The following is a 21118-nucleotide window of genomic DNA, read 5'->3' on the forward strand; positions in this document are numbered from 1 at the left end:
ATGTCGAGCTGCTTTTTAAGATCTATCGGTTTTTTTCCAATCTCTATTCTTAAAGTTAAAGTAAGATAATTTGGATTTAAAGCCAATATTTAAGTCAGTTTCTGGTTTTAAACTGGGAACACGAATGTATTTGTCTAGGAAAATAGCTATCAAAGTAGCAACTGGCCCGTTATCCATTTCATCAATATCAATTTCTAGTCCAGGTTGTCCTTGATTCATTACGGTAGGTTGTACTTTCATGACCTCGTTTCCACCTTGAACAGCGTGGTAGTCTGAGACCACTAAGTTACCAATTATATTCCAATTTATTTTTGAGAGATAAACATACTTCATTTCAATAACCGGCACGGCATTGATTGTAGCCTTTTCCTCGCCATTTATTTCGATTGAGTATATTTTTAAGAAATTGTTTTTGAGTTTGATTTCACCGATTTTGGTATTGAGGCGATTGTACAACTGAATCAGTAGGGGATCATCTTTATCACGTGAAGCAATGAAAATAGTTTCTTTATTCTGATTTGCGACTACAAGAATATTTCCCACCATCAAATCTGCTTTACGTATATAGAGTTTCATTCCATTTGACCTTCTGTTTGGTTTTGTGCGATTACTTTTTGGATGATTTGAGCTACGCCATCATTAATATTATTACCGGTAAATTCGTCAGCTAGTGCTTTGATTTCAGGAACGGCATTTTCCATAGCCACACCGATACCGGCATCACGTATCATAGATTCATCGTTGAGGTTATCGCCAATCGCCATGATTTCACTTTGCTTGATGCCTCTTAATTTGGCGTACTTAAGCAAGGCAATACCCTTTTGTGCGGTGGTACTATTAACCTCGATGTTGTTTGCGGATGAAGATGTGACGACAACATCGGTCATTGTGTTATTGATTTCCTCAGTTAAAGGTTTGAGTTTAACACTACGATCGGTTGTTTCGTCGAAGGCTAATAATTTCATAATTTTGTATGACTCATTATTGAAGATTTTATCGTAACTATCGACAAATGTCATTGGAGTTAACTTAATTCTCTCCAATGTGTCAGCATATGCTTGTTCATAAGTTATTCCGGGGTTTAAACTTTGCAGTAATTTGGCTAAACTAGAGATACGTAATTCTTTGTTATCAGAGAAGATTCCCTTATCAGTTACTACTTCAAAGTAGATGCTGTATTTGTGAAATAAATCAGCAATTTTGAGCTTTGATTCAGTTGAAATAGGATTACTTGATGCAAGTTTCAGCTTTTCATCAAAAACTTCAGCACCATTGAGTGTGATGTATCCAGTGTTAACTCGACCCTTAAGAAAAGGTCTGGCCTCACTTAGACCACGTCCAGTAGCAATTAAGAATTCAATTCCATTAGCTTGGGCATCTTTGATAGCTTGAATATTACGTTCGGATACTTCCATTTTATCGTTTAATAAAGTTCCGTCCATGTCTGATGCAATTAATTTAATCATAAAATTCCTCCGAATGCGTTATTCTATAAGTGAATGTTACCATATTTTAGTAATAGATATACAAGGACAGTAGGTGTAAATTTGAAAACATTAATCAAGAATGATTGGCAAGAAGTCTTAGGACCTGAGTTTGACAAGCCATATTATCACCAATTACATAATTTTTTAAAAGAAGAGTACAGTACCAAGCAGATTTATCCAAATATGTATAATATTTTTCAAGCATTTATTTGGACTTCATTCTCAGATACTAAAGTAGTTATTTTAGGACAAGATCCATATCATGAACCTAATCAAGCTATTGGTTGTAGCTTTGCCGTGGCTCCTGGTGTAAGGATTCCGCCTTCACTAGTTAATATTTATAAGGAATTACAGGATGATGTTGGCTGTACGCCAGTGAATCATGGATATTTGAAGTCGTGGGCAGAACAGGGGGTTTTGTTGCTCAATTCTGTTTTAACAGTTAGACGTGGTCAAGCATATTCTCACAAAGACCACGGCTGGGAACAGCTGACTGATTATGCAATCAAGGCTTTGTCCGAGCGTGGAAAAGTTGTCTTCATTTTGTGGGGCGGAGCTGCTAAAAGCAAAATTCCATTAATCGACCAAAGTAAAAATACAATTATCTCCTCACCACATCCTAGTCCATTATCTGCTTATCGTGGATTTTTTGGCTCAAAACCATTTTCTCGTACAAATAAAGCGCTTTTATCTTATAATGAAAGGGTAATCAATTGGCAATTACCTGAAGTTGTCGATGAAATGGAGGAGAAATAATGGATTTATTTGATAGTCTTAAGAACAAAATTGATGGAAAAGATTTAACGATTGTATTGCCCGAAGGTACTGAACCAAGAATTTTGGGTGCTGCAGTTCGTCTACAAAAGGAAAATATTCTCAAACCAATTTTATTAGGAAACAAAGATGACATTTCTAAAGTTGCCAGTGATCATTCATGGGACATTGATAATCTTCAAATTATTGATCCAGAAACCTACCCAGAATTCGATGCGATGGTAGATGCATTCGTTGAACGTCGCAAGGGTAAGAATACTAAAGAACAAGCTTTGACTATGTTAAAGAATAATAATTACTTTGGTACAATGCTTGTTTATATGGACAAAGCTGATGGTATGGTATCTGGTGCTGTTCATTCGACTGGTGATACTGTTCGTCCAGCACTTCAAATCGTTAAGACAGCTCCAGGCAACAAGAGTGTTAGTGGTTCATTTATTTTGCAAAAGGGTGATCAAAGATACATGTTTGCTGACTGTGCAATTAATATTGACCCTGATGCAAATGGTTTGGCTGAAATTGCTGTTCAAACTGCTAAGAGTGCAAAACTCTTTGATATTGATCCAAAAGTTGCTATGCTTAGTTTCTCTACAAAAGGTAGTGCAAAGGGTGAAATGGTCGATAAGGTGACTGAAGCAACCAAGATAGCCCATGAACTTGATCCCGAACTTCCACTTGATGGTGAATTACAATTTGATGCTGCATTTGTACCAAGTGTTGGTTCACAAAAGGCACCAGGTTCAAAAGTTGCTGGACAAGCTAATGTCTTCGTATTCCCAGACTTACAATCTGGTAATATCGGTTATAAGATTGCACAAAGATTTGGTGGATTCGAAGCTATTGGACCTATTTTGCAAGGCTTGAACAAACCTATTTCTGATCTTTCACGTGGATGCAATGAAGAGGATGTTTACAAGACATCGATCCTCACTGCTGCACTTTCACTATAATCTTTAATGTAAGTATTTATTAACGGGGAAAAATATGACTGAATATCAATTACAAACACATTCTTATCAAGAAACTGAGGCTTTGGGTAAGAAACTTGCTGATTCTTTGAAAGCCGGGGATGTCATTCTGATGAATGGTGATCTTGGTGTAGGTAAAACTACTTTTACAAGAGGATTAGCTCAAGGATTAGGAATTAAGAAGAATGTTAAGAGTCCAACTTTTACCTTGATTCGTGAATATCAAGATGGAAGGTTGCCACTTTATCATATGGATGCATATCGTCTTGAGAGTAGTCCTGATGAGGATTTAGGCTTTGATGAGTATTTCAATGGCAACGGCGTAACAATTGTCGAGTGGCCACAGTTTATCAAAGATGAGGTGCCTGATGATCATATGTCGATCAACATAAAACGATTAGAAAACGATGATGATAGACAGATTGTCCTTAAACTTCACGGAGAAAGCTATCAACAACGTGATTTTGGAGACTTTTTGACTGGAGCAAGTAAATGAGCGAACAACTTATTTTGCGAGAAGCAATTCCTGATGATGCCAAAGCATTGTTGAAGTTTTTGAACCGAGTTAGCTTACAAAGCAACTTTATCGAGCATGATTCAATTGATGGCGTAACTTCTGAACAAGAGGCTGAATCATTGGATGAAATTTATTCTTCAGCAGAAGATGAACTGATGGTTGCACTTTTTGATGAAGAGATAATTGGATTTTGCCGATTAGAAAAATCTGATGACGGTATTGCAGAGTATGGAGTAGTTGTTGATAAGGACTTTTGGGGTAATGGTATTGCCTCATATTTGACTGAAGATGCACTTGATTGGGCTGAAAAGTCACAATTGACTCAAGTGTTTTTAGAAGTATACAAAAATAACTCTGCTGCGATTCATATTTATCAAAAATATGGATTCACAACAGAGTCTGAAAATGATGAAACAATGATTATGAAAAAGATGGTCTAGCTAGTTAGCTTGACCATCTTTTTTAGTTGTTCAGTTCCGAAGTCTTGTTCAGTCTTCAATAATATTTTTGCACAAGCGATACTATCGGCTAAAGCATTGTGATGATTCTCTAAGTCGATGTTCAAATTGGCTGAAACAGTGTCGAGCTTGTGATTGGGTAATTGCGGATAAAATTTGCGGCTTGTTTTGACAGTGTCGATCGTCAAATACTTTGGAGCAAGAATACCGTAATTTGTTAACGTGTTCTTCAATACAGAGTTATCGAAGCTGGCGTTGTGTGCAGCAACAAGATGTGAGCTGTCGAAGAGCGTTTGAATATGTGGCCAGACTTGATCAAAAGTTGGAGCATCTTGCACATCGTCTGGTCTGATGTGATGAATTTGAATATTTCTAGGGCTGAAGTATTCTTGTGGATTGATCAATGTGTAAAAACTGTCTACGATTTGACTATCGCGGACTAATACCAATGCAAGTGAGCAGGCACTGGTACGATGCCCATTGGCAGTTTCAAAATCCATGGAAACAAAGTTCATAAACTAATCTCTCCTTAAAGATTGATATTTAATTCAATTGGACAATGATCAGAGCCGGTAATATCAGTTAAAATATCAGCACTATCGATCATATTCTTGCCATTATTAGAAATTACGAAATAATCGATTCTCCAACCGGCATTGTTTGCACGAGCATTAAAACGATAGCTCCACCATGAGTATTTAACTTCATCGGGATGTAGGTAACGGAAAGTATCAATGAATCCATTATCTAATAATTCAGAGAATTTATTACGTTCTTCATCAGAAAAACCTGGATTCTTATGGTTTGTCTTATCATTTTTGATATCAATTTCTTCATGTGCAACATTCAAGTCACCACAAAGAATTACCGGTTTATCTTCGGATAAGCGTTTCATATAGTCTCTTAGAGCGTCGTCATATTTCATACGAAAATCAAGACGTTTTAATTTTTGTTGTGAATTTGGTGTGTAACTATCGATCAAATAGAATTCAGGATATTCTACGGTCAGAGTACGCCCCTCAGTATCAAGCTCATCGATCCCCAATCCTCGTGTGACATTGACTGGTTTTTCTTTGGTAAAGACAGCAGTACCAGAGTATCCCTTTTTTTCGGCATCATAAAAGTATTGATGATAGCCTGGTAGTTCTAAGTCAATTTGATCTTGATGCAATTTTGTTTCTTGTATAGAAATAACATCAGGATTCAGGTCAGCCACTGTGGCTTGAAAATCTTTTTTGACAACAGCACGTAGTCCATTAACGTTCCATGATATAAGTTTCATCAAAAATCACCTCGGCTATGATTATATCATTATTTTGAAACTTGGCAGTTCGTTAAAGAACTGTGTATGTGATAAAATTGTAAGTAGCTTACATAGATTAAGGATGATGAAATTTTGAAGTTTCCTATTGAGAAGTTACCTAATATTGAATTTAAAACTGATGAACCATTAAGTAAGTATACATTCACCAAAACTGGTGGTAATGCTGACGTTTTGGCTTTTCCTAAAACTCGTGAAGAATTGGTAGAAATCGTTAATACTGCTCGTAGCAATAATATTGACGTTACAATTGTTGGTAATGCTAGCAACTTAATTATTAAAGATGGTGGTATCCGTGGAATTGTAATTATTTTGCCAAACTTTAAAAAAATCAGAGTAGATGGCAATAAGGTTACCGCTGAAGCTGGTGCAACGATTATTGATACAACTATTGCAGCACAAAAGGCCTCATTAACAGGTATTGAATTTGCAGCAGGAATTCCTGGTAGTGTTGGTGGAGCGGTATTTATGAATGCAGGTGCTTATGGTGGAGAGATCAAAGATGCTTTTGAATCTGCTGAAGTACTGTTACCTGATGGCAAAATCGTTACATTGAACCATGACGATATGAACTTCTCATATCGCCATAGTACTGTGCAAGATGATGGCGGAATTGTAATTAGTGCCACTTTTGCATTACAACCAGGTGATGGAGCTAAGATTCAGGCGGAAATGGACCGTTTAAACAAGCTTAGACGCGATAAACAACCTTTGGAATATCCTAGTTGTGGTAGCGTATTTAAACGTCCTACAGGCCATTTTACGGGTCCTCTTATCATCAAGGCTGGACTTCAAGGACATATTGTTGGTGGCGCACAAGTTTCAATGAAACATGCGGGATTTATTGTCAATATTAATCATGCGACAGCTACTGACTACATGAATTTGATTCATTTGATTCAGAGAACTATTAAAGAACAATTTGATATCGATCTTGAAACCGAAGTAAGAATTATCGGTGAAGACGTTAAATAACACAAAATTTAAGAAAATAGGTGATGTCTGTGCAGATACTTGAATCAATTATTTTGATTCTTACATTATTAATCGTGGCTAATATTATAAGCCACTATTTTGTTTCCATTCCACCGAGTTTGATCCAGATTGCAGCTGGTATTTTGGCTGCTTTATTTATGCACGTGAAGATTTCGGTAGATACAGAATGGTTCATGCTAGCGTTTATTGCGCCAATTTTATTTAACGATGGGAACAGATTCCCCAAGCGGGAATTGTGGAAGTTGCGAGGGCCTATTTTAGGGAACGCCGTTATACTGGTTATTTTTTCGACGGTTGTCGGAGGAATGATCGTAAAAATGTTGATTCCAACATTGCCTTGGTCAGTTGCTTTCACTTTGGTTGCTGTACTATCGCCAACTGATCCTATTGCCGTTCAATCAATTGCTAAAAAAGCTCATATTCCTGATAAATTGATGCATTTGATCAGTGGTGAGAGTTTGATCAATGATGCATCAGGATTGATCTGCTTCAAATATGGTGTTGCAGCCACTGTTACAGGGATGTTTTCATTGAAGAGTGCCACAATCGACTTTTTCTATATTTCAATTATGGGAGCACTGGCTGGTGCTGTTATGATTTGGATATTCAATGGTGTCAGACTTTATTTGATCAATCAAGGTGTTGATGACTCGATTCTTCATGCCATTATTCAAATAATGATTCCATTTATTATTTATTACATTGCTGAAGATGTATTTGATGTTTCTGGAGTAGTTGCGGTTGTTGTCGCAGGTATTATGAATGTTTCTTCGAGCCGAACCGTGAGTGCTTTTTCACCGGAAATACGATTAGTTACATCTAGAACTTGGGATCTGGTCGTCTATGTTCTCAATGGTATTGTCTTTGTATTATTGGGAATCGAGATTCCATTTGCTATGACAAAATTGGTACAAAACGATAATATCAGTACTTTTGGTGCCATTGGATTGTCGTTTATAATCTGGATAATGCTTGTCGTTATCAGATTTGTTTGGAGTTATATTTATACAACATTTGTTAAAAATGGTGATGATAATTTTGTACTGTTTTCTAAAGAAAGATTTGATTACTGTTTGATGTCAGGAATTTCTGGTGTCCGTGGTGCGGTAACTATGGTTGGTGTATTGTCGATACCACTTACAATAAGTGGTGGTGCCGCTTTTCCTTCACGTACATTAGTACTATTTATTGCTAGTACTGTAATCGTATTTAGTTTGTTAGGTGCAACATTAATTATTCCTTATTTGACGAAGAGTAGCGCTCCAGTCGCATATCGTGGTAATTCATTCAATGACGATGATGTTGAAATCGATGATGAAGCTGAAGACACTGAGGTTGTTGATACGCAAATTGAACTGGATCAATATCAAGCTAATAAATTGGTCTTAGAGAAGACGATCGACAAGCTCAAAGATGAGAATGAAGAGGATGAAAACATTGCTTATTCGACTGTGATTGCTGAATATTTGTACAACATTCATAATTTGAGTATTCAATCAGATTATCCAGCTCCAATAAGTAAGAAACGTGTGAAAAATAAAAAAGATGCTGAACTGTGGGATATTTGCTTCAATTGTGAATTAGAGGCAATTGAAGAATTATATTCTGAGCAGGAAATTTCAGAAGATGCTTATAATTCTGCTATCAAGAAAATTGCTAAGTACAAGAAAGAAATAGTACGTCATAGATACAGTCAATCTGTTGAATTCTTCCTAAATTATTTCAGAAGAACATATCGTTCAATTAAGAAGTTGGTTCGTACGTCATTACTCAAACGTGAAGAAGTAATTCAATTTGATCAAGATGCTATGAAAATCTCAATTGCTGGTGCACAAAGAGCGCTGGCAAAATTACATGAATTGGATAAGAATGAACATGGTGAGGTTGCTGATAATTTGATTTATGTCTTCCAAAGACACTATGAGGATCGACTAGATCTACTTCAAGGAAGACATAAACACCGTTCTCCGGAGTTCAACAGTGAACGTATCAGTATTGAGATTCAAGCGCTGAGTTATCAGCGTGCCTACGTTCAAGATTTATTGGAACAAGGTAAAATTAGCAAGTCAACCGCTAATGAATTACGTCAAAATATTAACTATAGCGAAGAAGTAATTAACGTAGATATTGATTAAATTATGGATAGATTTTTTTGTTAACTTTTATAATTTTTATTGTTTGCTATAATTAGTTCTAGCTATTAAGGGGTAAAAAATCATGAATTTTATACCAAGCAATTTGTTTACATGGCAAAATTTGGCTAATTTGGTTGATATTTTAGTAGTTTGGTTCGTTCTGTATCAAGTCCTATCGATGATTCGAGGGACTAAGGCGGTTCAACTGCTAAAAGGTATTGTAGTTATTTTCCTAATTAAGTTAATTAGTTGGGCTTTGAACCTACATACTGTTTCATTTTTAATGGATCAATTGATCAATTGGGGAATTGTTGTCATAGTCATTATCTTTCAGCCGGAAATCCGGCGTGGTCTTGAACATCTAGGTAGAATGCCTTTGTTCAGTACTACAAGTAATGAGGAGGGTAAGACTAAGAATCACCTGATAGAAAGTCTGGATCAGGCGATTCAGTATATGAGTAAAAGAAGAATTGGTGCACTTATTACTTTGGAGATGAATACTGGTCTGGAAGAGTATGTCGAGACTGGTATTGATCTTGATGCCGAAGTTACAGGTGCGTTATTGATCAATACTTTTATTCCCAATACGCCGTTGCATGATGGTGCGGTAATTATCCGAAAGAATCGAATATCTGTTGCCGCTGCGTATTTACCATTGTCTGAGAGTAATACTATTCCTAAGGAACTCGGAACTAGACATCGTGCTGCGGTCGGTATCAGTGAAGTTACAGATGCAATAACGATTGTTGTGTCTGAAGAGACCGGTGGCGTTATGATTACGCGTAACGGTCATATGATGCTAGATCTTTCTCGAGAAGATTATCTTAAGTACTTACATGCACAGCTTTCAGATTCTGAGAATGATAATAACCACTCAATACTCAGTCTGTTTTCAATAGGCCGAAAGAAGAGGGGGAAGCAAGATAATGATGAAAAAGATAATTAATAGCAATTATTTCTACGCATTTATTTCGCTTTGCGCCGCAATTTGGCTATTTTTAACAGTCAGTAGTCCCGGAGTGGGATCAACTAGAGATTCCAATCAGTCAAGTACTTCGACGGTTAATACCAAGACAACTTTGACAGTGCCACTTCAAATTCAGGCCAATACTAACGATTACTACATAACTGGTTATCCTGAAAGTGTAAAAATAACAATTGAAGGACCTTCAGCGTTAGTCACAGCGACTAAGAATACACAGAACTTCAATGTGTATTTGAATTTAAAGGATTTAGCTACTGGGAAACATAGTGTTGAAGTTAAAGAATCTGGATTGAACAGTGAACTGACTTATTCAATCAAGCCAAGCACTGTTAAGGTTAATATTCAAAAGCGTAAGACAAAGACGTTTGCTGTGAATGTTGACTACAACGATAATGCTTTGGCATCAGACTATGAAGCCGGAAAGATTACTTTGTCTCCTGAGACAGTTAGTGTTACTGGTGCAGCGTCTGAAGTTAATAAAATCAATAAGGTTGTTGTTAAGCCGATTTTACCAAAAGGTATAAAAACTACCTTTGATCAAGAAGTTTTAGTGCAAGCTTTGGATAAAAATGGTAAAACTGTTAATGTAACTTTGGATCCACAAACAGTTCACGTTAAAATTCCAATTAGCATGCTTAGTAAACAGGTCAGCATTAATCTTAAACAGAAGGGGAATTCATCAAATTCGAATTTCTCCTTTGAATCTGATGTGAAAACCATTAGAATCTATGGCACACAGGACCAACTTAACGCCATCGATAATTCCATTGATGTGCCTATCGATGTGTCCGATGTGACCACGGATACCAAGAAAACGATTAATTTAGCTGATGCTCTTGGTAATCAAGTAGAGGCAACTGATCCTGATACTATTGATGTGAATATTAGTGTTTCGAGCGCTAACAATAGTGGAAACTCAAGCAGTAGTGGCAATAACACCAATAGTAGCAGTAATAGTACGAATACTAATTCGAATAATAATAGTGGTTCTAATAGTAATTCTTCAAATGAAGATGATAGTTCTACTAATAACAGTAACAGTAGTGATTCAAATAATAATAATGAAGACAACGATGAAAAATAAACGTTGGGGGAATTTTTTATGACAAAGTATTTTGGAACAGATGGAGTTAGAGGTATTGCAAATAAGGAGTTAAGTCCAGAACTTGCATTCAAGTTAGGACGTTCAGGCGGTTATGTATTAACACAACATTCTGATAATGAGAATACGCATCCTCGTGTTTTAGTTGCTAGAGATACTCGTATTTCTGGTCAAATGTTGCAATCGAGTTTGATTGCAGGTCTATTATCAGTTGGTATTGAAGTATTGAACTTGGATGTTATTACAACTCCAGCCGTTGCCTACCTGGTACGTGCTGTTTCAGCTGATGCCGGTATTATGATTTCAGCATCACATAATCCTGCTGAAGATAACGGAATTAAGTTCTTCGGATCAGATGGTTACAAATTACCTGATGATGTAGAAGATGAAATTGAAGAGTTATTAGATGCAAAAGAAGACACATTGCCAAGACCCTCAGCCGAGGGATTAGGTAGTGTATCTGATTATCCAGAAGGTGCTCAAAAGTATCTTCAATTCTTAAAGCAAACATTGTCAGATGACCTTAGCGGTATGAAGATTGTTTTAGATACAGCTAATGGCTCAACAAGTCGTCTTGCAAGTACGTTGTTCGCCGATTTGAATGTGGACTTTGAAATCATGGCCTCACATCCAGACGGTATCAATATCAATAAGAATGTTGGATCAACACATCCAGAACAATTGGCTCAAAAAGTTAAGGAATCAGATGCTATTGCTGGATTGGCATTCGATGGTGATGGAGATCGTTGTATCGCGGTTGACGCTGACGGTAACATTGTTGATGGTGATAAGATCATGTTTATCCTAGGACAATATTTACACGAAGGTGGACGCTTAAAGAAGGATACTATCGTTACAACAGTTATGAGTAACTTAGGTTTGTACAAGGCAATTGAGGCCAATGGTATGCACAGTGTTCAAACTGCCGTTGGAGACCGTCACGTTGTTGAGGAGATTCGAGAGAATAACTACAACATCGGTGGTGAACAATCAGGTCACGTTGTACTTTATGAGTACATGAACACTGGTGATGGTATGTTAACAGGTATCCATCTGTTGCACGTGATGAAAGAAACAGGCAAGAGCCTAGCTGAATTAGGCGCACCTGTAAAAGTATATCCACAAAAACTTGTCAATGTACCAGTACATGACAAGGAATCATGGAAGTCACACCAACCAATCCTTGATGCTATCAAGACAGTTGAAGACGAAATGGATGGAGACGGACGTGTCTTAGTTCGCCCTAGTGGAACACAGGCATTGCTTCGTGTTATGTGTGAAGCAGCTACAGAAGAAAAAGTAAGTGACTTCTGTGATCAAATTGTTGAAGTCGTAAAAACAGAAATGAACTAGAGAGTGAAAGAAACTGGGAGATTTTGGTTTCTGTAACTCGTTTCAAATAGCTTAATCAAACTAACCAAATCATGGGTCAGAGTAGAAATACTCTGGCCCATTTTTTGTACAATCTGTATAGGCTATACCAATATTGGTACAGTCCAACTATACCGATTATAAAATATTATCTAAAAATCAAAATAAAAACGTTGACAAAATTCAAAGATATTAGTATTCTAGGCATTGTTCCCATACGGGATAACTAGTCTATGAGACTAGACCAATTAAAAACAATATACTAGACCAATTATAATTGAGAGGTTTTAAAGATGTGTGGAATTGTTGGAGTTGTCGGTAATGAAGAGACAACAGATATTTTATTAAATGGATTAGAGAAACTTGAGTATCGTGGTTACGATTCTGCAGGTATCTATGTTAACAATCAAAAGGGTAAAGATTTCCTAATTAAAGAAGTTGGAAAAATAAGTGAGCTGGAAAAAGCAGTTACACCTGATGTTCAAGGATTAACAGGTATTGGACATACAAGATGGGCAACTCATGGACCCGCAACAATCGATAATGCTCACCCACATTTTTCATCAGATAATAGATTTTATTTGGTACACAATGGTGTGATCACAAATTATAACGAACTAAAACAAGAATATTTAAAAGATGTTAAGTTTAAGAGTCAAACAGATACTGAAGTTGCTGTTCAATTGGTTTCTCATTTTGCCAATGAAGGCATGAAGGCCGAACAAGCATTCAGAAAAGCACTTACTTTGATTCAAGGTTCATATGCGTTTGCAATGGTTGACAAAGAAGAGCCAGATAAGATTTTTGTTGCTAAGAACAAGAGTCCTTTACTTATTGGACTTGGTGATGGATTCAATGTTATTTGTTCAGATGCTATGGCAATGCTTGATCGTACACACGAATTCGTTGAGATCCATGACGGAGAAGTTGTTATTCTTGAAAAGAATAGTGTTTCCATCAGCAAGATCGATGGCACACCAGTAAAAAGAGATTCATATACTGTAAATATTGATATGAATGATATTTCAAAGGGTACTTACGAACATTACATGCTCAAAGAAGTTGATGAACAACCAAGTGTTATGCGTCGTATTTCCAAGAACTATATCGAAGAAGACGGAAGCATCAATGTTGCCCCTGAAATTCTTAAAGAAATGAATAAGGCTGACAGAATTTATATTGTTGCTGCTGGTACAAGTTATCATGCTGGATTAGTTGGTAAGAATATCTTTGAAACTTTAGCTGATGTTCCGGTTGATGCTGAATTAGGTAGCGAATTTGGTTATCACATGCCAAAACTTTCAAAACATCCTTTCTTCATCTTCTTATCACAAAGTGGTGAAACGGCTGATAGTCGTCAAGTACTCGTAAAAATCAATGAAATGAAATTACCAAGTTTGACAATGACTAATGTTCCTAATTCAACACTTTCACGTGAAGCAACATACACGATGGAATTATTAGCAGGACCAGAAATTGCCGTTGCTTCTACAAAGGCATACACAGCACAAATTGCTGTTGAGGCTGTACTTGCTAAAGCATTAGGTGAATTAAAAGGTGTTAAAGCTGCTAAGGATTTGGATTTAAAAGGTCAATTAGCAATTGCCGCAAATGGTATTCAAACGATTGTCGATGAGAAAGAACGTATCAAGAAAATGACAGCTGATTATTTAACTGATCAAGATCATGCCTTTTATATCGGTCGTGGAATTGATTACGCATTATCGCTTGAAGCAGCACTGAAGTTGAAAGAGATTTCATATATTCATGCTGAAGGATTTGCCGCTGGTGAATTGAAACACGGAACGATTGCCTTGATTGAAAAGGGTACACCAGTATTTGCTTATATTAACGATGGTGTGGGTGCTAGCCATACTCGTGGAAATATCCAAGAGGTTGAAGCACGTGGTGCTCACGTAATGGTGATTGCTAACGAGAAGTATGCACAACCTGGTGATCAGATTATCATTCCTGAAATCGATGAGATGATTTCTCCAATCGTTAGTGTCGTACCTGCACAATTAATTGCTTACTACGCAAGTCTTGCTCGTGGCAATGACGTTGATAAACCTCGTAACCTTGCCAAAAGTGTCACAGTAGAGTAGTGTACACAATAGTTATTAAAAATGATGGTCTCTATATTTTATAGAGGCTATTTTTTGTTTTCCGCTATCGTAACCTGTAACTATTCTTGCGTGTTAATTATCTAGGTGGCAACAAAACATTTAATAACAATCTTATAAGTAGTGGTGATTTTCTTAATGAATGGTAAAAAGCTAAATCTATTTTCAACCGTGATGTTTGGTCTAAGTGCCATCATCGGTTCTGGTTGGATGTTTGGATCTAGTCAAGCAGCCAAAATTGCAGGTCCTGCGGCTATTATTGCATGGATTCTTGGGGCAGTATTGGTTGCTATGATTGCAATGGTATACGTTGAAATAGGAACGATGTTTCCTGAGGATGGAGCGATGAGTCGCTTCACTATGTATACTCATGGATCTTTTCTAGGGCATATTGCTTCTTGGGCCAATTGGCTCTCGTTATTAGCGATTCTTCCTATTGAAGCCGTTGCATCTACACAATATATGAGTACCTGGCCTTGGAAATGGGCGCAGTGGACTCATGGGTTTATGTCGCATGGCGAATTATCGGCACAAGGATTGATGATGGCAACATTGTTGATTTTTGTATTTACGTTAATAAATTATTGGTCAGTTACGATTATGGCCAAATTCAATAATCTTATTTCTGTGTTCAAATTAGTCGTGCCACTAGTAACAATGGTGGTATTACTGACAGCACATTTTGATATGTCAAATATGGGTACAACAGTTAGTGAGTTCATGCCAAACGGGACTTCTTCAATCTTCATTGCTATTGGAAGTGCCGGAATTATTTACTCCTATGTTGCATTTCAAACTGTGATCAATTTGGGTAACGATATCCATAAGCCTGCTGTTAATATTCGCAGAGGGATAATCTTGTCACTTTTGATCAGTGCTATTATCTATATTTCTTTACAGGTTGTTTTTGTCGTTTCTTTACCAAAGTCGGTTATTAATGGTGGTTGGAGTAATATTAGTTTTAATTCACCATTCGCTGATCTGGCGATATTGTTAAATGTTTATTGGTTATCGACTTTGATTTATTTTACGGCGTTTATTTCGCCAGTTGGAAGTGGAATTGCCTTTTCTGCTTCAGCAAGTAAGTCATTGTCGTCAATGCCAAAAAATAAGCATTTACCAAAATTTCTAAGTAATTCAAATAATAAGTACAATACTCCGCGTGTTGCTTTAATGGTTGATTTTATAGTTAGTTTTCTGCTGATCATGATGTTCAAAAATTGGGCGTTACTGTCACGTGTTGTTGCAGCTTCGACCTTGATTTCACTTTTAACGGGTCCAGTTGTTGCGGGAAGTTTACGTAAAATGGGTCCTGACTTTAAGAGACCAACTAAAATACGTGGGATGAAGTGGCTTGCACCAGTAGTTTTTGATTTGATAAGTTTGGCGATTTATTGGTCAATGTTTCCAACGACGGTTCAAGTTATTGTGATCATCATTGTTGGTCTGCCAATTTATTTGATCTATGATTATAAGCGAGGATTTCGCGAGTTTAAACAAAAAATCTACGCTAGTTTATGGATGATTGTTCACTTAGTAGGATTGTCAGTGATCTCATGGTTGGGTAGTTCTGATTTTGGTGGTTTAAATATGATCAAGTATCCGATGGATTTTCTTGTTATAATTATTTTTTCAACAATAGTATATTTCTGGGCGGTCAATTCTTCGTATTACTCAGGTTATTTTGATGATGCGAAGAAGTTGAATGCCAAAGTTAACTGGGATGATAAAGATGCATAATAAAGTAAAAGCAAAACAAAAGTGGTTCTGGGGTGCGGTCATTGTGATCGAACTTATTCTTTTCTATAGTTCATCAATGACCTATAAGGAACAAACGTCAGTGCCATTTCTCGAAAGAGTTTTAGGTACTTCAAATAAACCTTTTTATAATACATTGAGTAAGATAAGTTTCAACTACGGTGGAAAGACTCAATCGATTGAAAATGATGGTTATTTTCATTTTATTGAGTTCTTTATTCGCAAGGGTGCCCATTTTGGTATTTATTTTCTGTTAGGATTATTCTTGTGTCTAGCGGTATATAAGTATTTCAGTAAAAATAGATTCTTGATGATGTTGATACCATGGTTGGCAACAACTGGATTGGCAGCATTTGATGAATTTCATCAAGGATTGACTGGCGGAAGAACTCCCTCGGTTACTGATGTTATTTTGGATAGCGTCGGTGCATTAACTGGAATTTTGATTTTGATGCTGGTACTTTGGATAATTGAACTTCATCATAAAAAAGACGAGTTGTAATTAATAAGGCATGATATTTTAAAAATAAAATATCATGCCTTATTCTTTTGCCATAAATGATAAATATCTGGCTAGGGTTTGAAAATAGTTATCGTTTATAAATTTATGGCTCAAAATTTTTTTATTGATTGGGGTAGTATTTATGGAAACAAGAAAATTCAAAATATCCAGAAGTAGTAAACAATTATTAATTGCTGCCAGTGCTGTTGTCACGATGGGCATTGGAACGACATTAAAACACGAGTTGGTCGTTAAAGCTGACACAACAAGTGATACTAGTACAACGGTATCTGATAGTACCGCTACTTCTACTCCTAATACAAAATCAATAGATCCATCAACACCAACGAGCACTAGTTCTAGTGACACTTCGAATACTTCTACATTAACGGTTACTAAAGTAGCTACACCACTAATAACTCCAGTTGCACAATCAGTACCAGTGGCAGAGACTGTCACTCCTGCAACATCTACTGTTTCCAGTAGTACAGTTCCAGCAACTAGTGCTACTGAAACGCCAAGCACAGCTTCCACACAAGTTTCCACGCAGAGTACTCAAACGCCAGCTACAACGGCTCCTACAACCACAGCACCGGCAACTACGACACCTGCTACAACAGGAGCAACAGCTACGACAAGTGGTGCAATCGCATCAACCGCAAATGACTTCTTGTGGAATACAGATGATACTAATTTAACGGCAACTGTAACCGGCATTAATGGTACTTATACATCGGTAGTTATTCCTTCAACTGTTAATTTGAATAGTAAGGATTATGATGTTACGGCAATCGGTGATAATGCCTTTGTTGGTAATAATTCCATAACCAGTGTAACAATCAATAATGGCGTCAAGACTATTGGTAATGGTGCTTTTGCATATATTAATAATTTATCATCAGTAGATTTATCTAATAATACGACACTTACAACAATCGGCGATGATGCATTCACGTCATCAAAGGTTACTAGCGTTGATTTGCCAAGTTCTGTTACTTCTATTGGTGACGATGCGTTTGCATATAATTCTGATTTAAGCTCAGTCAATCTGGGCAGTAATTTGACGTCCATTGGTAAGGAGGCATTCGCTTCTGATAGTAAGTTAACTACTATAAGTTTACCAAGTACTTTACAGACTATTGGGGATGCTGCTTTTACGAGTGACACAGGAATTACAAGCATTGATTTTGGAACTGATAGTAAGTTAACTAGCATTGGCAATAGCGCTTTTGCGTACAATGTTGCACTCCAAGACCTGACGATACCAGATTCAGTTGTAACCATCGGTGATAACGCATTTGTATCCAATGTTGATTTGAAATCAGTTGAATTAGGTAGTGGATTGACTTCGATTGGTGATGGAGCCTTCTTGTATGATGGTGATTTAACCAATTTGGATTTGTCTCACGCAACTGATTTGAACACCATTGGAACTGGAGCGTTTGAATATGATGGTGTCACAGGTGAATTGAACTTCCCCGATTCTGTTAGTTCAATTGGGAATCTTGCATTCACCGGTGATAAAGTTGATGGAGTCACTTTTGGTAGCGGATTGAAGACTATCGGTAATAATGCTTTTGCATTCAATCACATTTCTGATTCTGTGGAGATTCCAGCGGCGACGACTAGCATTGGTGCTCAATCATTCTTGGGTAATCAAATTGAATCGATCAAATTGAATGGTTCCAATACAAATGTTCAAGATTCTGCATTCAAATATAATCGAATTGTGGATGTAAGTGCTCCACAGTTTACTATTTCGGGAATGCCCGCTTCAAATCAAACAACTACAATATTTACAGATACAACACATGACAGTATTTCAGATTTATTTAATTTGCAGGCAGATGGATTCACTGAACAGAATCTTAACGTTAGCAATCTGACTAACGGCGTAACTTATGCATATACAGATGGAACGGGAAAATTCAACATTCCAACTGGAACTAATTCGTTCACATTTGATTGGAATATGACGAATGGATATAACGGTCAATACACCGTGGTTCTTAATAATCCAGATATCAAAGCGGTCGGTTCACAGATTGTTGCAGGATCTGATTGGACTCCACAAGATAATTTGGTAAGTGCACAGTTACAGAATGGCACTACTTTACAACTTTCTGATTTGAAGGTTGCTGTTAAGGATCAGGATGGTAATGCTGTGGATACCGTTAATACTACAAAGCCAGGCCAATATACTGTTACTTATAGTTATGGGAATGACAGTACTTCGGTAGTGGTTTCAGTGCTCAAAGTTGATGGAACTTATGAGATTGTTGGTTCATCTTCGAATGATTACAATGGTGAGAATCAGACACCAGATATTTCTAACTATGCAGTGTCATTATCAGATGGTACAAGTTACAAACTTCAAAGTGGTGATATTGCAATTGACGGTACCGATTCTAAAGATGCTGGATCATATAAGGTTGTTTTGACGCAGCAAGGTATTGATAACCTTGATAAATTAAGTCAAAGCGATATTTATAATTGGGTTAGTGGAGATAGTATTGCAACATACACGATCAATAAGGCTAATGTAACAATCAAGGTCAACGATGCTTCAAAGATTGCTGGACAGCCAGATCCCGTATTGACCGCAACAGTAAGTGGACCAACTGGTTTAAATGAAAGTGATTTACAGTATACTGTTGAACGAGTTGCTGGAGATACTGTTGGAATTTATCCGGTAAGTATTAGTTATAACGCCAATCCAAATTACAACGTAACGGTATCAGATGGAACTTTTGAAATTTTGCCAGCAACGTTAACATTGACAGGTAGCGATTATACGATGCATGTTGGGGATGCAACTCCAACGACAGCTGACTTCCAGGCAACTGCAACTGATGATAATGATCAGCCAATAACTGTAATGGTTGACTTGAGTAAGGTCGACTTGAGCAAAGCTGGAGATTATGGTGTTGTTTTAAGTACAGCTGATGGTCAAAGCAAGACGGTTACTTTGCATGTTTTGGCTAATGCCACTACACCGACAACACCAGTGACACCACCAACCACACCGACAAAGCCGGTAACACCACCAACGACGCCAACAAAGCCAGTGACACCACCAACCACACCGACAAAGCCAGTGACACCACCAACCACACCGACAAAGCCAGTAACACCACCAACGACACCAACGAAACCAGTGACACCACCAACTACACCAACGAAGCCATTGACACCACCAACCACACCGACAAAGCCGGTAACACCACCAACTACGCCAACAAAGCCGGTAACACCGCCAACTACACCAACAACACCAGTGACACCACCAAGTAAGCCAACAATTCCAGATACACCAGTTGAACCTGATGAACCGGGTACTCCAGAGGTGATTGTAAAACCAACTGATAATTCTAAGAAACCAAGTACAGTGGCAACTACAACAAAACCAGTTGTTCCAGTTACTCACGGAAAAGCTGAGGCTCCGACTAACTCGTCTGTTGTTGGAACAAAGACAAATAATGTTGCTGAACCTTTAACATACAAATCACCAGTATCAAGCAATTCAATTACTTCTAAAGATGTTGTGGTACTTTCTGGAAATAAACAGGTTGTTTTGCCAGTAGTTTCAAAAAATACTTCACAAGGTTATCCAGCACAAACAGGCAGATTTCCACAAACAAGTTCCACAAATGGAAGATCAACTTCAATCGTTGGCATCGTTATAGCGGTATTAGGATTACTTGGAATTGACATCAAAAGAAGGAAGGCATAATCGTCTAACGGTCAGTTAATTAAGTGATAGGCGTTGAAATGACGGGCATAGTTTGATATTATATTACCTGGTTTATAATTATTGACGAAAGAAGGAAGCAGAAATGTCAGGACACTCAAAATGGCATAACATCCAGGGTAGAAAAAACGCCCAAGATTCTAAACGTGGAAAAATTTTCCAAAAACTATCACGTGAATTATTTATGGCAGCAAAAGCGGGTGGTGCTGATCCGGACAGTAACGCTGCTCTTCGTTTAATAGTAGATAAAGCTCGTGCAGCTAACATGCCTAAAGATAATATCAAGCGTGCCTTAGATAAGGCCGAAGGTGGCAGTGAGGAACATTATGATGAGGTTACATACGAAGGCTATGCTCCGGGTGGAGTTGCAGTTTTAGTTGAAGCTTTGACAGATAACAAGAACAGAACAGCCTCTGCCGTACGTGTTGCGTTTACTCGTAACGGAGGTAGCATGGGTTCTAGTGGTTCAGTTGCTTACATGTTTGACCGTAAAGGCTATATCGTGCTTGATCGTGAAAAGAACACACAAGATGAAGATGAAGTTCTTTTGGACATCATGGATCTTGGTGCAGATGATCTACAAACTTCAGATGAAGCATATGAAATCTATACAGATGCAAAAGACTTCGCTGCAGTTCGTGATGGTTTGATTGAAAAGGGATATGAATTAGCTAACTCAGAGTTAACTATGATTCCTCAAAATACAACACCAGTTCCAGAAGAAAAACAAGAACAATTTGAACACATGATCGATCAACTTGAAGACGATGATGATGTTTCAGAAGTATATACAGCCGCTGCTGAAGACGACGAATAATAAGTAATTTGTGAAAGATCGTAAACTTTTAAGTTTATGGTCTTTTTTTTTCG

At 37.4% G+C, this 21118-nt stretch carries 18 protein-coding genes; 14 read left to right on the plus strand and 4 right to left on the minus strand.

Annotation, left to right across the window (positions count from 1 at the left end; translation table 11 throughout):
- Positions 1–15: 15 nt before the first annotated feature.
- A complete protein-coding gene (locus tag EKM66_RS00980) occupies positions 16–576 on the minus strand; it encodes a hypothetical protein (RefSeq protein ID WP_125760757.1) in 561 nt (186 codons plus the stop codon).
- Positions 573–1466 (minus strand): Cof-type HAD-IIB family hydrolase, encoded by an 894-nt coding sequence (locus tag EKM66_RS00985; RefSeq protein WP_125760759.1) that lies wholly within the window; start codon positions 1464–1466, stop codon positions 573–575. The genes EKM66_RS00980 and EKM66_RS00985 overlap by 4 nt, the downstream gene beginning before the upstream one ends.
- Positions 1467–1547: 81 nt before the next feature.
- Here EKM66_RS00985 and EKM66_RS00990 point away from each other — a divergent pair, with 81 nt between their 5' ends.
- Genes EKM66_RS00990 through EKM66_RS01005 form a run of 4 tightly spaced genes read left to right on the plus strand, consistent with a single transcriptional unit; the run spans position 1548 to position 4186 of the window.
- On the plus strand, positions 1548–2243 hold the full coding sequence (locus EKM66_RS00990) for a uracil-DNA glycosylase (RefSeq protein WP_125760761.1): 696 nt from the start codon (positions 1548–1550) through the stop codon (positions 2241–2243).
- A complete protein-coding gene (pta, locus tag EKM66_RS00995) occupies positions 2243–3211 on the plus strand; it encodes a phosphate acetyltransferase (RefSeq protein WP_125760763.1) in 969 nt (322 codons plus the stop codon). Before EKM66_RS00990 ends, pta begins: the two co-directional genes overlap by 1 nt.
- A gap of 34 nt (positions 3212–3245) precedes the next feature.
- Positions 3246–3725, plus strand: coding sequence for a tRNA (adenosine(37)-N6)-threonylcarbamoyltransferase complex ATPase subunit type 1 TsaE (tsaE, locus tag EKM66_RS01000; protein WP_125760765.1), 480 nt, complete (start codon positions 3246–3248; stop codon positions 3723–3725).
- A complete protein-coding gene (locus EKM66_RS01005) occupies positions 3722–4186 on the plus strand; it encodes a GNAT family N-acetyltransferase (protein ID WP_125760767.1) in 465 nt (154 codons plus the stop codon). Before tsaE ends, EKM66_RS01005 begins: the two co-directional genes overlap by 4 nt.
- Here the strand turns inward: EKM66_RS01005 and EKM66_RS01010 are convergent.
- On the minus strand, positions 4183–4719 hold the full coding sequence (locus EKM66_RS01010; protein WP_125760769.1) for a 3'-5' exonuclease: 537 nt from the start codon (positions 4717–4719) through the stop codon (positions 4183–4185). The genes EKM66_RS01005 and EKM66_RS01010 overlap by 4 nt on opposite strands.
- Positions 4720–4733: 14 nt before the next feature.
- Complete coding sequence (locus EKM66_RS01015) at positions 4734–5486, minus strand: exodeoxyribonuclease III (protein WP_125760771.1); 753 nt, start codon at positions 5484–5486, stop codon at positions 4734–4736.
- A 96-nt stretch (positions 5487–5582) separates the two neighbouring features.
- Between EKM66_RS01015 and murB the strand changes: the two genes are divergently transcribed.
- The 10 genes from murB (at position 5583) to EKM66_RS01065 (ending at position 21065) form a co-directional block, all read left to right on the plus strand.
- The gene (gene murB, locus EKM66_RS01020; RefSeq protein WP_404811439.1) at positions 5583–6500 is read left to right on the plus strand and encodes a UDP-N-acetylmuramate dehydrogenase; all 918 of its coding nucleotides are present in this window, start codon (positions 5583–5585) and stop codon (positions 6498–6500) included.
- Positions 6501–6529: 29 nt separating this feature from the next.
- Positions 6530–8656: a cation:proton antiporter gene (locus tag EKM66_RS01025; RefSeq protein ID WP_125760775.1), complete on the plus strand. Its 2127-nt coding sequence runs from the start codon at positions 6530–6532 to the stop codon at positions 8654–8656.
- Positions 8657–8738: 82 nt separating this feature from the next.
- Positions 8739–9602 carry a diadenylate cyclase CdaA gene (gene cdaA, locus EKM66_RS01030; protein ID WP_125760777.1) on the plus strand — a complete coding sequence of 288 codons (864 nt, stop codon included), beginning with the start codon at positions 8739–8741 and terminating at the stop codon, positions 9600–9602.
- Positions 9583–10725, plus strand: a complete 1143-nt coding sequence (locus EKM66_RS01035) for a CdaR family protein (protein WP_225426535.1) — start codon at positions 9583–9585, stop codon at positions 10723–10725. The genes cdaA and EKM66_RS01035 overlap by 20 nt, the downstream gene beginning before the upstream one ends.
- A gap of 18 nt (positions 10726–10743) precedes the next feature.
- A complete protein-coding gene (glmM, locus tag EKM66_RS01040) occupies positions 10744–12096 on the plus strand; it encodes a phosphoglucosamine mutase (protein WP_125760779.1) in 1353 nt (450 codons plus the stop codon).
- A 311-nt stretch (positions 12097–12407) separates the two neighbouring features.
- The gene (gene glmS / locus EKM66_RS01045; RefSeq protein WP_125760781.1) at positions 12408–14219 is read left to right on the plus strand and encodes a glutamine--fructose-6-phosphate transaminase (isomerizing); all 1812 of its coding nucleotides are present in this window, start codon (positions 12408–12410) and stop codon (positions 14217–14219) included.
- A gap of 156 nt (positions 14220–14375) precedes the next feature.
- Complete coding sequence (locus EKM66_RS01050) at positions 14376–15977, plus strand: APC family permease (protein ID WP_125760783.1); 1602 nt, start codon at positions 14376–14378, stop codon at positions 15975–15977.
- A complete protein-coding gene (locus EKM66_RS01055; protein WP_225426536.1) occupies positions 15970–16497 on the plus strand; it encodes a VanZ family protein in 528 nt (175 codons plus the stop codon). The genes EKM66_RS01050 and EKM66_RS01055 overlap by 8 nt, the downstream gene beginning before the upstream one ends.
- Positions 16498–16639: 142 nt before the next feature.
- Positions 16640–20230: a leucine-rich repeat protein gene (locus EKM66_RS01060; protein ID WP_125760785.1), complete on the plus strand. Its 3591-nt coding sequence runs from the start codon at positions 16640–16642 to the stop codon at positions 20228–20230.
- Positions 20231–20333: 103 nt separating this feature from the next.
- Positions 20334–21065: a YebC/PmpR family DNA-binding transcriptional regulator gene (locus EKM66_RS01065; RefSeq protein WP_125760787.1), complete on the plus strand. Its 732-nt coding sequence runs from the start codon at positions 20334–20336 to the stop codon at positions 21063–21065.
- Positions 21066–21118: the final 53 nt, after the last annotated feature.

This window comes from Companilactobacillus hulinensis (assembly GCF_003946555.1).
Classification (GTDB): domain Bacteria; phylum Bacillota; class Bacilli; order Lactobacillales; family Lactobacillaceae; genus Companilactobacillus; species Companilactobacillus hulinensis.

Excerpts from the sequence above, each read along its gene's own strand:
- EKM66_RS00980 (WP_125760757.1), bottom strand. The coding sequence starts at position 576 with ATGAAACTCTATATACGTAAAGCAGATTTGATGGTGGGAAATATTCTT.
- EKM66_RS00985 (WP_125760759.1), bottom strand. The coding sequence starts at position 1,466 with ATGATTAAATTAATTGCATCAGACATGGACGGAACTTTATTAAACGAT.
- pta (WP_125760763.1), top strand. The coding sequence starts at position 2,243 with ATGGATTTATTTGATAGTCTTAAGAACAAAATTGATGGAAAAGATTTA.
- tsaE (WP_125760765.1), top strand. The coding sequence starts at position 3,246 with ATGACTGAATATCAATTACAAACACATTCTTATCAAGAAACTGAGGCT.
- EKM66_RS01005 (WP_125760767.1), top strand. The coding sequence starts at position 3,722 with ATGAGCGAACAACTTATTTTGCGAGAAGCAATTCCTGATGATGCCAAA.
- EKM66_RS01010 (WP_125760769.1), bottom strand. The coding sequence starts at position 4,719 with ATGAACTTTGTTTCCATGGATTTTGAAACTGCCAATGGGCATCGTACC.
- EKM66_RS01015 (WP_125760771.1), bottom strand. The coding sequence starts at position 5,486 with ATGAAACTTATATCATGGAACGTTAATGGACTACGTGCTGTTGTCAAA.
- cdaA (WP_125760777.1), top strand. The coding sequence starts at position 8,739 with ATGAATTTTATACCAAGCAATTTGTTTACATGGCAAAATTTGGCTAAT.
- EKM66_RS01035 (WP_225426535.1), top strand. The coding sequence starts at position 9,583 with ATGATGAAAAAGATAATTAATAGCAATTATTTCTACGCATTTATTTCG.
- glmM (WP_125760779.1), top strand. The coding sequence starts at position 10,744 with ATGACAAAGTATTTTGGAACAGATGGAGTTAGAGGTATTGCAAATAAG.
- glmS (WP_125760781.1), top strand. The coding sequence starts at position 12,408 with ATGTGTGGAATTGTTGGAGTTGTCGGTAATGAAGAGACAACAGATATT.
- EKM66_RS01050 (WP_125760783.1), top strand. The coding sequence starts at position 14,376 with ATGAATGGTAAAAAGCTAAATCTATTTTCAACCGTGATGTTTGGTCTA.
- EKM66_RS01055 (WP_225426536.1), top strand. The coding sequence starts at position 15,970 with ATGCATAATAAAGTAAAAGCAAAACAAAAGTGGTTCTGGGGTGCGGTC.
- EKM66_RS01060 (WP_125760785.1), top strand. The coding sequence starts at position 16,640 with ATGGAAACAAGAAAATTCAAAATATCCAGAAGTAGTAAACAATTATTA.
- EKM66_RS01065 (WP_125760787.1), top strand. The coding sequence starts at position 20,334 with ATGTCAGGACACTCAAAATGGCATAACATCCAGGGTAGAAAAAACGCC.